The organism is Cellulosimicrobium sp. NPDC030954 (assembly GCF_055571305.1).
Genome location: NZ_JBVIFN010000003.1, coordinates 287890 through 301615 on the forward strand (window position 1 = coordinate 287890; position 13726 = coordinate 301615).

The window sequence follows — 13726 nt, forward strand, 5'->3', positions numbered from 1 at the left end:
GTGGGCGAGCCGCACACCCTCCCCGCGCTCGAGGTCCGCGACCTCGGGCTCCAGATCGGCGGCGCGCGCATCCTCCAGGGCGTGAGCCTCGCCGTCGGGCAGGGCGAGATGCTCGGGGTGATCGGGCCGAACGGCGCGGGCAAGACGACGCTCTTCAACCTGGTCTCGGGCATCCACCGCCCGACGAGCGGGTCGGTGCTCCTCGAGGGCACGGACGTGACGACCACCTCGGTGGCGGCACGCGCCCGCGCCGGGCTGGGTCGCACGTTCCAGACGTCGAGCCTGTTCCCGCGTCTGAGCGTCCGGGAGAACGTGCGGCTCGCCGCGCAGGGGCGCCTCGGCGGTGCCCTGTCCGTGCTGCGCTTCCCGCGCCGCGGCGACGCCGCGACGCGGGAGGCGGACCGGCACCTGGCGACCGTGGGGCTCGCGCGCCGAGCGGACGTCGCCGCGGGCGACCTCTCCCACGGCGACAAGCGCAAGCTCGAGATCGCGGTGCTCCTCGCGACGGAGCCGCGGGTCGTGCTGCTCGACGAGCCCATGGCGGGCGTGTCCTCGGCCGACGTGCCCGGGCTCGTCGAGGTCATCCGCGACCTGCACGCCACGGGCTGCACGGTCCTCATGGTCGAGCACCACATGGACGTCGTCCTGGGGCTCGCCGACCGGGTCGCCGTCATGCACCACGGCGAGGTGCTCGCGTGCGACACCCCCGACGCCGTCATGGCGGACCCGACGGTGCAGAGCGCCTACCTGGGCGTCACGGCAGGAGAGGCAGCATGAGCGCCAGCAGCGGGAGCACCACCCACCCCGCGGCCGCGAGCGACGTGCCCGTCCTCGAGGTGCGCGGGCTGTCCGCGCGCATCGCGGGCCAGCAGGTCGTCGAGGACGTGACGTTCTCCGTCCCGGCCACGGGCGTCACGGCGGTGCTGGGCCGCAACGGCGTCGGCAAGACGTCGACCCTCAAGGCCGTGCTCGGCCTGATCGAGCGCCGGGGCGAGGTGCTGCTCGCGGGCGCGCGCGTCGACGGCGAGCGCACGGACAAGATCGTGCGCCGCGGCGTCGGGTACGTGCCCGAGGACCGCGAGGTGTTCGCCGGGCTCACGGTCGCGGAGAACCTGCGCCTCGCCGAGCGCGACGCCCACCCGCGGCGCGAGCTCGTCGCCGAGCTGTTCCCCGACCTCGTGCAGCGCGCGGCGCAGCGCGCCGGCACGCTCTCGGGTGGCCAGCAGCAGATGGTGTCGCTCGCGCGCGCCCTGCTCAACGCCAACCGCCTGCTCCTCGTCGACGAGCCGACCAAGGGCCTCGCCCCGCGGATCGTCGGCGAGGTCGCCGACGCGCTCGCGGAGGCGGCACGCACCGTGCCGATCCTGCTCGTCGAGCAGAACCTCGAGGTCATCGAGCGGCTCGCCGAGCGCGTCGTCGTGATCGACGCGGGCCGCGTCGTGCACACGGGCCCGGCGCGCGAGCTCCTCGACGACCCCGACCGCGTCCAGCAGCTCCTCGGCGTGCACGCCGAGGTCGACCACCACGGAACCGAAGGGGCGGTGGCCCGGTGAGCACGATCGTCCTCCTCCTCGTCACGGGGCTCGGCCTCGGGGCGCTGTACTTCCTCGTCGCGTCCGGCCTGTCCCTCATCTACGGGCTCATGGGCGTCCTCAACTTCGCGCACGGCTCGTTCCTCACGCTCGGCGCGTTCGGCGGATGGTTCGTCGCGCGCTCGCTCGGCGCGGACTCGTGGGGCGTGTTCGCGCTCTCGCTCCTCGCGGGCGCGGTCGTCGGCGCGGGCGCCGCGGCGCTCACCGAGCTGCTGCTCATCCGCCCGCTCTACGAGCGGCACATCGAGCAGGTGCTCGTGACGGTCGGTCTCTCGCTCGCGTCCGTCGCGCTGTTCGAGGGGATGTGGGGCTCGGACCCCGAGTTCATCTCCGGGCCGGCGTGGCTGAAGGGCACGACGGACCTCGCGGGCGCGCCGATCCCCAACGACCGGTTCGTCGCGATCGCCGCCGCGGCGCTCGTGCTCGGCGCCATCGTGCTGTTCCTCAAGCGCACGCGCTACGGGCTCGTCATCCGCGCGGGCGTCGAGAACCGGTCCATGGTCACGGCGCTCGGCATCGACGTGCGCAAGGCGTTCACGCTCGTGTTCGCCCTCGGCGGCGCCGCGGCGGGCCTCGGCGGCGTCCTCGCCTCGCAGTACTTCGGCTACGTCTCGCCGCACCTCGGCGGGTCGCTGCTCATCTTCGCGTTCATCGTCACCGTCATCGGCGGGCTCGGCTCGCTGACCGGTGCCGCGGTCGCGTCCGTGCTCGTCGCGGTCCTGCAGCAGTTCGCGAACTACTACCTCGGCTACGGCGACCTCATCGTCGTCCTGCTGCTCGCGCTCGTGCTCCTCGTCCGTCCCACCGGCCTCCTCGGGAAGGCAGCCGCATGACCACCCAGACCGCTCCCCCGGCCCCAGCGGCCCGCGCCGACGACGCGCCCCCGGACGAGCGCCCGGCCCGCCGGGCGCCGTCGGGCACGCTCGTGCGCACCCTCGCGGGCGTCGCGCTCGTCGCGCTGCTCGCGTGCCTCCCGCTGCTCGCGATCCACGTGCCGGGCGTCCTGCCCGGCCCGACGTACACGCCCGGCGCGCTGCAGATGATGGCGCTGTGCTGGCTCATCGGCGCGCTCGCGCTGAGCTACCACCTGCTGTTCGGCGTCGCGGGGCTGCTCAGCTTCGGGCACGCGCTGTACTTCGCGGCCGGCGTCTACGGGCTCGCGATCGTGCTCGACACGACCGGAATCCCGCTCCTGCCCGCCGCGGCGCTCGTGCTCGTCGGCGGGATCGTCCTCGCGCACGTGGTCGGCGCGATCTCGCTGCGCGTCACCGGCATCTCCTTCGCGATGGTCACGCTCGCGTTCGCGCAGGCCGGCAACGTGCTCGTGCGCCGCAACCCCGGCGGCGCGACGGGCGGCGAGGAGGGCCTCGCGCTCGCGACCGCCAACGTGCCCGACGCCTTCGTCGGGGTGCTCAACACGCGCAACCTCTACTGGCTCGCGCTCGCCGTGCTCGTCGTGGTCTACCTCGTGGTGCTGTGGGTCGAGCGCTCGCGCGCCGGGCACGTCGCGGCGGCGACGCGCGAGAACGAGATGCGCGTGCGCGTCGTCGGCGGGCGGCCGTACCTCGTCAAGCTCCTCGTGTTCGTGCTCGCGGCGACGCTCGCGACGGTCGTCGGCATGGCGTACCTGCTGCTCCAGTCCGGCGCCGTGCCGCGCGCGACGTCCGCCGACTTCACGCTCACGCTGCTCGTCATGGTCGTGCTCGGCGGCGTCGGGTCCCGGTGGGGCGCGATCGTCGGCGGCGTGCTCTACACGATCCTCGACCAGCGCCTCGGGACGCTCGCGAGCTCCGCGGCCGTGGCCGACCTGCCGGCCGTGCTGCGCGTCCCGCTCAGCGAGCCGCTGTTCCTGCTCGGGACGCTGTTCATCCTCGTCGTGATGTTCCTGCCCGGCGGCATCGCCGGCGCCGCGTCGCGCCTCGCCGCGCGCCGCCGCCCGCGGGAGGATCGGGAGGGAGCCCGCGAGCGCCTCGAGGAGGTGGCATGACGACGACGCAGCACCGGCCCGGCGCGCAGGACGGCCTGCACACCCTCGGGCGCTGGACGCGCGACCGCGCGCTCGCCACGCCGGAGCGGGTCGCGGTCGACGACCGCGGCGTGACCCTGCGGTACCGCGACCTGCACGAGCGCGCAAGCGCCCTGGCGACGGCGTTCCGCGAGGCGGGCTACGGCGTCGGCGACCGCGTGGCCACGGTGACGGGCAACAGCGCCGACCAGGTCGTGCTGTTCTTCGCGTGCGCGCAGGCGGGACTGGTGCTCGCGCCGCTGTCGTGGCGCCTGTCGCCCGGCGAGCTCGCGGCGCAGCTCGAGCAGGCCGACCCGGCGCTCGTGCTCGTGGAGCAGGAGTTCTCCGCGCTGGCCGACGCGGCGTTCGACCGGCTGGACCGGCTCGTCCTCCCGCCGCGGCGCACCGAGCTCGGCCGCAGCGGCGTCGAGGCGCAGGTCCCCGCACCCTCGCGCCGCCCGCGCCTGACCGACGGCGCACGCGACGCGGGCGGCGCAGGCCAGGCCGCGGTGGCGCCCGCCCCCGAGCGCCGGGCCGTGCGCGACGACGACCCGCTCCTGCTCGTCTTCACGTCCGGGACGCAGGGCACGCCCAAGGGCGCGCTGCTCACGCACGCGAACTGCTTCTGGACCAACCTCTCGCTCTCGCGCACGGTCGAGCTGACGAGCCACGACGTCGTGCTGAGCGTCCTGCCGCAGTTCCACGCGGGCGGGTGGAACATCCAGCCGCTGCTCGCGTGGTGGACCGGCGCGACAGTCGTCCTGGAGCGGACGTTCGAGCCCGAGCGCGTGCTGCAGCTCGTCGCGGAGCGCCGCGTCACGACGATGATGGGCGTCCCGACCAACTACCTGCTCCTCGCGGAGCACCCCGGCTTCGCGGGCGCCGACCTGTCGTCGCTGCGGCACGCCGTCGTGGGCGGCGCGCCGATGCCCGAGCCCCTGCTGCGCTCGTGGCACCGGCGCGGCGTCGCGCTCTCGCAGGGGTACGGGCTCACCGAGGCCGGGCCCAACGTGCTGTGCCTGCCGGACGACCAGGCGCGCGAACGCATCGGGTCGGCCGGGACGCCGTACCCGCACGTCGAGGTCGCCGTCGCCGACCCGGTGACCGGCCAGCACCTCGACGGACCGGCGTCCGGCGAGCTGCTGGTCCGCGGACCCGGGGTGTTCGCCGGGTACTTCCGCGACGAGGCCGCGACGGCCGCCGTCCTGCACGACGGCTGGCTGCGCACCGGCGACCTCGTCGAGCGCGACGCCGACGGGTACTACCGCGTGGTGGACCGGATCAAGGACGTCTTCATCGTCGGAGGCGAGAACGTCACGCCGTCCGAGGTGGAGGCCGTGCTCCGGCGGCACCCCGGCGTCGCGGACGTCGCGGTGGTGGGCGTGCCCGACGACCGGTGGGGCGAGGTCGGCGCGGCGTTCGTCGTCCCGCGCCAGGGCCACCCCACCGACGCCGAGGAGCTGGAGGCGTTCTGCCGCCGCGAGCTCGCGCACTTCAAGGTCCCGCGCCGCTTCGACCTCGTCCCGTCCCTGCCCCGCACGTCGCTGCACAAGGTGTCGCGCCGCTCGCTCGCCGAGCGCGTGACCGTCCCGGAGGACTCATGAGCACCCAGCCCCGCACCGCCCGCGGCAACCGCACGCGGGCCAAGATCCTCGCCGCGGCCGAGCAGGTGTTCGCCCAGGTCGGGTACCACGACGCGTCGATCGTGAAGATCACCGAGTCCGCGGGCGTCGGGCAGGGCACGTTCTACCTGTACTTCGAGTCGAAGATCGACGTGTTCGACGAGCTCGTCGACGACCTCAACCGCCGCGTGCGGCACGCGATGATCGAGGCGAGCTCGCAGGCGACGACGCGCCTGGCCGCCGAGCGTGCGGGCTTCGAGGCGTTCTTCCGCTTCACCGCCGAGCACCCGGCGCTCTACCGGATCGTGCGGCAGGCCGAGTTCGTGTCGCCCGGGGCACTGCGCCGCCACTACGCGCGCATCGTCGAGGGCTACATGACCGGGCTCGACAAGGCGCGCGCGAACGGCGAGGTCGGCCACGACGTCGACCCGGAGGTCGCCGCCTGGGCGCTCATGGGCATCGGCGAGATCGTCGGGATGCGCTGGGTGCTGTGGGGCGGGCGCTGGGACGAGGGCGCGGAGCCGCCGTCGTACGACACCGCGGCCGCCGAGGTCCCCCCGCACGTCTTCGAGCAGACCATGCAGTTCATCGAGCGCGCGCTCGCAGCCCCGCGGGCCGCCCCACCGGCCGGGACCGGACCCGCCACCACGACCGACACCGAAGGAGACGCGCGATGACCGCCGCCGCCACCGTCCCCGCAGGCATCCCCGCCGGGTCCGGCGCCCCCACGCTCGCCGGGCGCCGCGCGCTCGTCACGGGCGGCGCGAGCGGCATCGGTGCGGCGTGCGCGCGCGAGCTCGCCGGTCGCGGCGCGCACGTCACGATCGCCGACGTCGACCCCGACGGCGCGCAGCGCCTCGCGGACGAGCTCGGCGGCGAGGCGTGGGTCGTCGACCTCGCCGACACGCGCGCGCTCGACGACCTCACGCTGGACGTCGACGTCCTCGTCAACAACGCGGGCGTGCAGCGCGTGAGCCCCATCGAGGACTTCCGCCCCGACGACTTCCGCCTGCTGCACGCGATCATGCTCGAGGCGCCGTTCCTGCTGGTCCGGGCCGCGCTCCCGGGGATGTACGCGCGCGGGTTCGGCCGTGTCGTCAACGTCTCGTCCGTGCACGGCCTCGTCGCGTCGCCGTTCAAGTCGGCGTACGTGTCCGCGAAGCACGGCCTGGAGGGGCTGTCCAAGGTGACCGCGCTCGAGGGCGGCCCGCACGGCGTGACGAGCGTGTGCGTCAACCCGGGGTACGTGCGCACGCCGCTCGTCGAGAAGCAGATCGCCGACCAGGCGCGCGTGCACGGCATCCCCGAGTCCGAGGTGCTCGCGACCGTGCTCCTCGCCGAGTCCGCGGTCAAGCGGCTCGTCGAGCCCGAGGAGGTCGCGTCGCTCGTCGGCTGGCTCACCGGCCCCGACGCGTCGATGGTCTCGGGCGCCTCGTGGACGATCGACGGCGGCTGGAGCGCGCGATGACCCCGGGAGCGACCGCGGGAGCGACCACGGGCACGGCCGCCCGCCCGACGACGGACCCCGCGCGCGCGTCGCACGACGTCACCGCGGCGACCCACACCTACGCGACACTCGACGTGCCCGTCGCGGGCGGCCGCCTGCGCGTCGGGGTGTGGGACCCGGTGGCCTCCGACGACGCCGCGGCGGACGACCCGGCCGACGGCGGCGAGCGTCCCACGGTCCCGACCGTCCTCGCCGTGCACGGCATCACGGCGTCGCACCGCGCCTGGCCCGCGGTCGTGGCCGCGCTGCCGGGCGTGCGCGTCGTCGCGCCGGACCTGCGAGGACGCGGTCGCAGCAACACCCTGCCCGGCCCGTACGGCATGGGCGCGCACGCCGACGACCTCGCGGCGGTGCTCGACGCGCTGGCGATCGAGAGCGTGGTCGCGCTCGGGCACTCGATGGGCGCGTTCGTGTCGGTCGTGCTCGCGCACCGCCACCTCGGCCGCGTCTCCCGGCTCGTGCTCGTCGACGGCGGCATCCCGCTCCCGCCGCCCGCGGGCCTGCCCGCGGACGCCGGTCACGACGAGGTCCTGCGCGCCCTGCTCGGCCCCGCCGTCGAGCGGTTGGAGCGGACCTTCGCCGACCGCGAGGAGTACCGCGGCTTCTGGCGCGCGCACCCCGCGTTCGCGAGCGCGTGGGACGAGCCGTGGGGCGACGTCGTCGCGGGCTACGTCGACTACGACCTCGTCGGCGAACCGCCCGTGCTGCGCCCGGCGTCGTCGGGGACGGCGGTCTCGGCCGACTCGCTCGAGCTCTACGAGGGCGGCCCGCTCGCCGACGCGCTCACGGGCGACCACCCGCTCGACGTCCCGCTCGTGCTCCTGCGCGCGCCGCGCGGCCTGCTCGACGAGCCCGAGGCCCTGTACTCCCCCGAGCACCTCGCCGCGTGGCGCGCGCGACTGCCGGGGCTGCGCACCCGCGACGTAGCGGGTATCAATCACTACACGATCATCATGAGCCCGCCCGGCGTCGAGGCCGTCGCGGGCGAGACCCTGCGGGCCCTGGCCTCCGTCACGAGCGGCGGACCAGGACCGGCGAGTGACGAGGAGGTCACGGCATGAGCCCCACGATCACGTCCCCACGAGGGACCGGGCTGGACAAGGTGGTCGCGTCGGCGGCCGAGGCCGTCGCGGACGTGCCCGACGGCGCGTCGCTCGCCGTCGGCGGGTTCGGCCTGTGCGGCAACCCGATCGCGCTCATCGAGGCGCTGCTCGCCCAGGGCACGCGCGACCTGTGGGTCGTGAGCAACAACTGCGGCGTCGACGACTGGGGTCTCGGCATCCTCCTCGGGGCGGGCCGCATCCGGAAGATGACGAGCTCGTACGTCGGGGAGAACAAGGAGTTCGAGCGGCAGTTCCTCTCGGGCGAGCTCGAGCTGGAGCTCACGCCGCAGGGCACGCTCGCGGAGAAGCTGCGCGCCGGCGGCGCGGGCATCGCCGGGTTCTGGACCCGCACGGGCGTCGGCACGCAGGTCGCCGAGGGCGGCCTCCCCCAGCGGTACGACGGCGCGGGCGGCGTCGCGCAGGCCAGCGCGCCCAAGGAGGTGCGCACGTTCGGCGTCGGGCCGCGCGGCCGCGACGGGTCGCACGCCGACGAGGCCGAGTTCGTCCTGGAGGACGCGATCACGACGGACTACGCGCTCGTGCACGCGTTGCGCGGCGACCGCCACGGCAACCTCGTGTTCCACCGCTCGGCGCGCAACTTCTCCCCGCTCGCCGCGATGGCGGGCCGCGTGTGCGTCGCGCAGGTCGAGGAGCTCGTCGAGCCCGGCGAGATCGACCCCGACGAGGTCCACCTGCCCGGGGTGTTCGTCCACCGCGTCGTCGAGGTCGGCCCCGACGCGCCCAAGCGCATCGAGCGCCGCACCGTGCGCCCTGCCGCAGAGACCGACCAGCCCGCGCGCACGACGTCGGGTACCGCGACCAGCGTGAAGGAGGGCTGACGCATGGCGCTCACCCGCGACGAGATGGCCGCGCGCGCCGCGCGCGAGCTCCAGGACGGCTGGTACGTCAACCTCGGCATCGGCCTGCCGACGCTCGTGCCCAACTACGTCCCGGCCGACCGGCACCTCGTGCTCCAGTCGGAGAACGGGATCCTCGGCGTCGGGCCGTACCCGACCGAGGACGCCGTCGACCCCGACCTCATCAACGCCGGCAAGGAGACCGTCACCGTCCTCCCGGGCGCCGCGTTCTTCGACTCCGCGCTGAGCTTCGGCATGATCCGCGGCGGCAAGATCGACGCCGCCATCCTCGGTGGGATGCAGGTCTCCGAGACGGGCGACCTCGCCAACTGGATGATCCCCGGCAAGATGGTCAAGGGCCCCGGCGGCGCGATGGACCTCGTGCACGGGGCGGGCCGCGTGATCGTCCTCATGGAGCACGTCGCGCGCGACGGGTCGCCCAAGATCCTGCGCTCGTGCTCGCTGCCCCTCACCGGGCGCGGGGTCGTGCACCGAATCATCACCGACCTCGCGGTGATCGACGTGACGCCGGGCGGCCTCGTGCTGCGCGAGACCGCGCCGGGCGTGAGCGTCGACGACGTCCGCGCGGCCACGGAGCCCGACCTCGCCGTCGCGCTCGACGACGCCCCGCTCGACGTCGCCGACGCCGGCCCGGGACCGTCCACGCACGCCGCGGGGACGCCGTCGTGACGCGCGACGTGCTGCGCCGCGACGTCACGACCCCGCGCGGTCGCGAGCACGTGCGCGAGGTCGCCGCCGAGGGTGCGGCGCGCGCGACGGTCCTGCTCGTGCACGGCAACTGCTCGTCGTCGGCGTTCTTCGACCCGCTGCTGCGCGCGCTGCCCGCCGACGTGCGCGGCGTCGCCGTCGACCTGCGCGGGTACGGCGACGCCGAGGTCCGGCCCGTCGACGCGACGCGCGGCGTGCGGGACTTCGCCGACGACGTCGCCGCCGTCGTCGACGCGCTCGACCTCGCACCCCCGCTCGTCGCGGTGGCGCACTCGGCCGGGGCGGGGGTCGTGCTCCAGCTCGCGACGGACCGACCCGACCTCTTCGACGCGGTGCTCCTCGAGGCGCCCATGTCGCCGTACGGGTTCGGCGGCACGCGCGACGTGGACGGCACGCCGCTCTCCCCCGACTTCGCGGGCTCGGGCGGCGGGACGGCGAACCCGGCGTTCGTCGCAGCGCTCGCCGCCGGCGACCGCAGCGAGGACGCCGGGTCGCCCCGCGACGTGCTGCGCCGGTTCTACGTCGCCGACCCCGCCTCGCTCGGCGAGCCGCTCGGCGACCTGGAGGAGCTCCTGCTCGACTCCGTGCTGTCCACGCGCACGGGCGACGACAACTACCCGGGCGACCAGACGTCGTCGGGCACGTGGCCCGGCGTGGCGCCCGGGACGCGCGGCATGAACAACGCGATCAGCGCGCGGTACTGCGACCTGTCGGGCTTCGCGACGTCCGGTGCGACGGCGCCCGTGCTGTGGGTGCGCGGCGACGCCGACGCGATCGTCTCGGACGCGTCGCTGTTCGACCTCGCGCAGCTCGGGGCGCTCGGCGCCGTACCCGGCTGGCCGGGCGCCGAGACGCACCCGCCGCAGCCGATGGTCGCCCAGACGCGCGCCGTCCTCGACGCCTACGCGGCCGCGGGCGGGCGGTACCGTGAAGAGGTGCGGCCCGGCGTCGGGCACAGCCCCCACCTCGAGGAGCCGGACGTGTTCCTCGGGCTCCTGCTCGGGCTCGTGGACGACGCCGTCGCCGGCACGACCACCGCACGAGCGGGCGCCACACCCCCGGCGCCCGCGCAGACACCGCCGTCCGCACCCCTGGAGGTCCAGCCGTGAGCACCACCACCACCCACTCCCCTGACGACGTCGTGGTCGTCGCCGCCGCCCGCACGCCGCAGGGCCGGCTCAAGGGCTCGCTCACCGCGCTGACCGCGGTCGAGCTCGGTGCCGTCGCCGCGCGCGCCGCGATCGAGCGCTCAGGGCTCGGCGCGGAGGCGGTCGACGCCGTGGTGTTCGGCCAGGTGCTCCAGGCCGGGGCGGGCCAGAACCCCGCGCGCCAGACGGCGGCCGCCGCGGGCGTGGGCTGGGACGTGCCCGCCGTGACGGTGAACAAGGTGTGCCTCTCCGGGCTCACCGCCGTCATCGACGGCACGCGGATGATCCGCTCCGGCGAGGCCGAGGTCGTGCTCGTCGGCGGCCAGGAGTCCATGACCAACGCGCCGCACCTGCTCCCCGGCTCGCGCGCCGGGTTCGCGTTCGGCGACGCGACGCTCGTCGACGCCGTCGCGCGCGACGGGCTCACCGACGCGTTCGACCGCGCCTCCATGGGCGTCTCGACCGAGCGCACGAACGTGGGCGACGTGTTCGTGTCGCGCGAGGTGCAGGACGCCGTCGCGGCGGCCTCGCACCAGCGCGCCGCGGCCGCGGCCAAGGACGGCCTGTTCGACGCCGAGCTCGCACCCGTGAGCGTCCCGCAGCGCCGGGGCGAGCCCGTCGAGGTGCGCGACGACGAGGGCGTGCGCCCCGACACCACCGCCGAGGGTCTCGCCCGCCTGCGGCCCGCGTTCGACCCCGAGGGCACCATCACCGCGGGCAACGCGTCGCAGATCTCCGACGGCGCCGCCGCGCTCGTCCTCACGACGCGCGCCCGGGCCGAGTCCGCGGGCGCGCCCGTGCTGGCGACGGTGCGGGCGTGGGGGCAGGTCGCCGGTCCGGACACGTCGCTGCACTCCCAGCCCGCGCGCGCGATCCGGCAGGCGCTCGACCGCGCCGGGTGGACGGTCGACGACCTCGACCTCGTCGAGATCAACGAGGCGTTCGCGACGGTCGTCGCGGTCTCCACGCGCGTGCTCGGGGTCTCGCCGGACGTCGTCAACGTGCACGGCGGCGGCATCTCGCTCGGCCACCCCATCGGCGCCTCCGGCGCCCGCCTCGCCGTCCACGCGGCGCACGAGCTCGCGCGACGCGGCGGCGGGCGCGTCGCCGTCGGGCTGTGCGGCGGGGGCGGCCAGGGAGAGGCGCTGCTGCTGGAGGCGTGAGCCGCCGGCCCGGCCGGCCCGACCCGGCGGGCCGGGCGGGCCGGGCGGGCTACCCGCCGACGCGCGGCGGCGCCGGCGGCGGCGGCGGGACCGCCGGCAGCACCTGCGTGTCGGGGTCCGGCACCGGTCGCCGCCGCCGGAGGAACCACCACGCGCCACCGGCGAGCCCGGCGAGGACGACCAGCCCGACACCGATCACCACGACGAGCGCGGCCACCTTGGGGCCGGTGCCCTGGAGACCGAACGTCGCGGGCTCGGCGCCCGGCGACGCCGAGACGGTCCCGCCCTCGACCTGGCTCCCCTGCGGGAGCACCGACGTGCCGTCGATGTCGACTCCCGGCAGCGTCACGACGTAGGTCGGGGCCGCGGCCGGCCCGCCCTGCGTCCACTCCGGGCGGAGCACCAGGTCGAGGTCCGCGCCGTAGGACCGGGTGAACGCGCCGCCGGGCAGCGGGTACACGGCGAGCCGAGAGCCGGGAAGGTAGTCGGCGAGCGCGGCGTCGAGCTCGCCCGTCGCGGTGTCGCCGGTGAGCTCGACGCGATACGTGACGACGTCGTCCGCCTCGTCCACCGCGAGGGTCCCGTAGGTCGAGGTCGGGCGGAGCGCCTCGACGAGCTGCTCCCCCACCGCTGCGTGGTGCTCGGCCGTCAGGGTCAGCGCGACGATGACGGTGCCGTCACCGGACTCGGGCAGGCTCGCCTCGACGACGACGGACTCGAACGGGACCGCGTGCTCGAAGACGACCGGCCCTGCGACCCCGGACGCGTCCCAGCGGTCGCCGCCGTCCCCCGGCTCCCCGGCGTACAGGGTGCTGGACGACCAGCCGGCGGGGGTGACGAGGTGGCTGGTCGCGAAGACGTCCTCGGCGCAGATCGCGGAGCAGTCGACCGCGTCGACGACGGTCGTGGTCAGCACTCCCGCCTGGTCCCGGGAGACGGCGTGCTCGACCCCGAACTCCGTCGTCGAGGACGCGAGCGCGACGTCGGTCCACGCGGCGACGTCGGCGCTCGTCCCCTCCGGGAACGTCACGACCCAGGTGGTCCCGGCCGCGCCCGGTTCGGTGAGCTCGCCGCCCTCGGGCGTCGCCGCGTCGAAGAAGGCGTCGTAGCCCTCCGGCGAACGGCTGTACGCCTCCCGGGCGAGGTCGTAGCTGATCGAGCGGACGAAGCTCTCGCCCTCGAGCCCCCGGGTCTCGACGCTCAGGCCGCGGACGCCGAAGTCCTTCATGGACGTGAAGTCGATGGCCGCCGTCGTCTCGAACGCGACGCCGCCCACCGTCACCGCGGTCGTCCCGATCTCCGAGGCGTTCGAGCTCGAGTCCGCGGGCACGGCCCCCGTCTCGACGAGCGAGTTCACGAGCCAGGCGAGCAGGTCCTGCGACGTGAAGTTCTCCTCCACCTCCAGCCCCTGGCGAAACACGCTGTCGGCCAGGACGATCCGCGTCCCGGCGTCGAGGTCGACGACCCCGCCGGCGCCGAGGATCGACACCACCTTCTCCTGGTAGTCCTCAGGGTCCTCGAACGGCACGGTGAAGGTGAAGACCGACTCGCCCTCCGGCCCTTCCGTGCGCCCTTCGTAGGTCATCGCGCTCGGCAGGGACGCCGTGATCGCGCCCTCGATCGCGGCGACGCCGCCCGTGACGTGGTCCGCGATGTCGCTCGCGGAGAGGGTCGCGGTGATGGTCCGGACCCCCGAGCCGTCCTCGTTCACGGTCAGCGTCGTGCTGATGACCGCGCCGCAGGCGGACAGCAGGAGCACCACCCCCGCCAGGAGCGCGCTCCGGAGCGCTCGCACCGCTCCGCGGCCTGACTGCTTGATCCCCTCGCGCACGACGGTTCCCCCCTGGTTCGTGTGGCAGCCGCACCCTCGGGCCGGGCGACCGGCGAGGTGCTGCGGAAAGACTGGCGCGGTCCGCGGGTCCGGGCGCCCGGGGTTCACATCGTGGACCCGCCCTCCGCCGACCGAGCCGCGGGAGCGGCGCGGTTCGACAGGACGGCGT

The 13726-nt window shown here is 75.3% G+C and carries 13 protein-coding genes; 12 read left to right on the forward strand and 1 reads right to left on the reverse strand.

What is annotated here, in order from left to right; genetic code table 11:
* The 12 genes from ACZ402_RS08970 to ACZ402_RS09025 are packed head-to-tail and all read left to right on the forward strand — an operon-like array spanning nucleotide 1 to nucleotide 11726.
* A complete protein-coding gene (locus ACZ402_RS08970) occupies nucleotides 1-777 on the forward strand; it encodes an ABC transporter ATP-binding protein (protein ID WP_375823023.1) in 777 nt (258 codons plus the stop codon).
* Nucleotides 774-1553, forward strand: coding sequence for an ABC transporter ATP-binding protein (locus tag ACZ402_RS08975; protein ID WP_375823024.1), 780 nt, complete (start codon nucleotides 774-776; stop codon nucleotides 1551-1553). Before ACZ402_RS08970 ends, ACZ402_RS08975 begins: the two co-directional genes overlap by 4 nt.
* A complete protein-coding gene (locus ACZ402_RS08980; RefSeq protein ID WP_375823025.1) occupies nucleotides 1550-2425 on the forward strand; it encodes a branched-chain amino acid ABC transporter permease in 876 nt (291 codons plus the stop codon). Before ACZ402_RS08975 ends, ACZ402_RS08980 begins: the two co-directional genes overlap by 4 nt.
* Nucleotides 2422-3579 (forward strand): branched-chain amino acid ABC transporter permease, encoded by a 1158-nt coding sequence (locus tag ACZ402_RS08985; protein ID WP_375823026.1) that lies wholly within the window; start codon nucleotides 2422-2424, stop codon nucleotides 3577-3579. The genes ACZ402_RS08980 and ACZ402_RS08985 overlap by 4 nt, the downstream gene beginning before the upstream one ends.
* Nucleotides 3576-5201: a class I adenylate-forming enzyme family protein gene (locus ACZ402_RS08990; protein ID WP_375823027.1), complete on the forward strand. Its 1626-nt coding sequence runs from the start codon at nucleotides 3576-3578 to the stop codon at nucleotides 5199-5201. Before ACZ402_RS08985 ends, ACZ402_RS08990 begins: the two co-directional genes overlap by 4 nt.
* On the forward strand, nucleotides 5198-5896 hold the full coding sequence (locus tag ACZ402_RS08995; protein WP_375823028.1) for a TetR/AcrR family transcriptional regulator: 699 nt from the start codon (nucleotides 5198-5200) through the stop codon (nucleotides 5894-5896). Before ACZ402_RS08990 ends, ACZ402_RS08995 begins: the two co-directional genes overlap by 4 nt.
* Nucleotides 5893-6687, forward strand: coding sequence for a 3-hydroxybutyrate dehydrogenase (locus ACZ402_RS09000; protein WP_375823029.1), 795 nt, complete (start codon nucleotides 5893-5895; stop codon nucleotides 6685-6687). Before ACZ402_RS08995 ends, ACZ402_RS09000 begins: the two co-directional genes overlap by 4 nt.
* Complete coding sequence (locus ACZ402_RS09005) at nucleotides 6684-7787, forward strand: alpha/beta hydrolase (RefSeq protein WP_375823030.1); 1104 nt, start codon at nucleotides 6684-6686, stop codon at nucleotides 7785-7787. Before ACZ402_RS09000 ends, ACZ402_RS09005 begins: the two co-directional genes overlap by 4 nt.
* Complete coding sequence (locus tag ACZ402_RS09010) at nucleotides 7784-8668, forward strand: CoA transferase subunit A (RefSeq protein WP_375823031.1); 885 nt, start codon at nucleotides 7784-7786, stop codon at nucleotides 8666-8668. The genes ACZ402_RS09005 and ACZ402_RS09010 overlap by 4 nt, the downstream gene beginning before the upstream one ends.
* Before the next feature lie 3 nt (nucleotides 8669-8671).
* Nucleotides 8672-9376, forward strand: coding sequence for a CoA transferase subunit B (locus ACZ402_RS09015; protein ID WP_375823032.1), 705 nt, complete (start codon nucleotides 8672-8674; stop codon nucleotides 9374-9376).
* Entirely contained in the window at nucleotides 9373-10524 is a 1152-nt protein-coding gene (locus ACZ402_RS09020) for an alpha/beta hydrolase (RefSeq protein WP_375823033.1), read from the forward strand. Before ACZ402_RS09015 ends, ACZ402_RS09020 begins: the two co-directional genes overlap by 4 nt.
* Complete coding sequence (locus ACZ402_RS09025) at nucleotides 10521-11726, forward strand: acetyl-CoA C-acyltransferase (protein ID WP_375823034.1); 1206 nt, start codon at nucleotides 10521-10523, stop codon at nucleotides 11724-11726. Before ACZ402_RS09020 ends, ACZ402_RS09025 begins: the two co-directional genes overlap by 4 nt.
* A 49-nt stretch (nucleotides 11727-11775) precedes the next feature.
* On the opposite strand, the gene ACZ402_RS09030 is transcribed toward ACZ402_RS09025, so the two are convergent.
* Entirely contained in the window at nucleotides 11776-13557 is a 1782-nt protein-coding gene (locus ACZ402_RS09030) for a hypothetical protein (protein WP_375823035.1), read from the reverse strand.
* Between the last annotated feature and the right edge of the window lie 169 nt (nucleotides 13558-13726).

What these genes read in the sequence shown, in the direction of transcription:
- ACZ402_RS09005 (WP_375823030.1), top strand. Translation starts at nt 6,684, where the DNA reads ATGACCCCGGGAGCGACCGCGGGAGCGACCACGGGCACGGCCGCCCGC.
- ACZ402_RS08995 (WP_375823028.1), top strand. Translation starts at nt 5,198, where the DNA reads ATGAGCACCCAGCCCCGCACCGCCCGCGGCAACCGCACGCGGGCCAAG.
- ACZ402_RS09000 (WP_375823029.1), top strand. Translation starts at nt 5,893, where the DNA reads ATGACCGCCGCCGCCACCGTCCCCGCAGGCATCCCCGCCGGGTCCGGC.
- ACZ402_RS09015 (WP_375823032.1), top strand. Translation starts at nt 8,672, where the DNA reads ATGGCGCTCACCCGCGACGAGATGGCCGCGCGCGCCGCGCGCGAGCTC.
- ACZ402_RS08990 (WP_375823027.1), top strand. Translation starts at nt 3,576, where the DNA reads ATGACGACGACGCAGCACCGGCCCGGCGCGCAGGACGGCCTGCACACC.
- ACZ402_RS09010 (WP_375823031.1), top strand. Translation starts at nt 7,784, where the DNA reads ATGAGCCCCACGATCACGTCCCCACGAGGGACCGGGCTGGACAAGGTG.
- ACZ402_RS08985 (WP_375823026.1), top strand. Translation starts at nt 2,422, where the DNA reads ATGACCACCCAGACCGCTCCCCCGGCCCCAGCGGCCCGCGCCGACGAC.
- ACZ402_RS08975 (WP_375823024.1), top strand. Translation starts at nt 774, where the DNA reads ATGAGCGCCAGCAGCGGGAGCACCACCCACCCCGCGGCCGCGAGCGAC.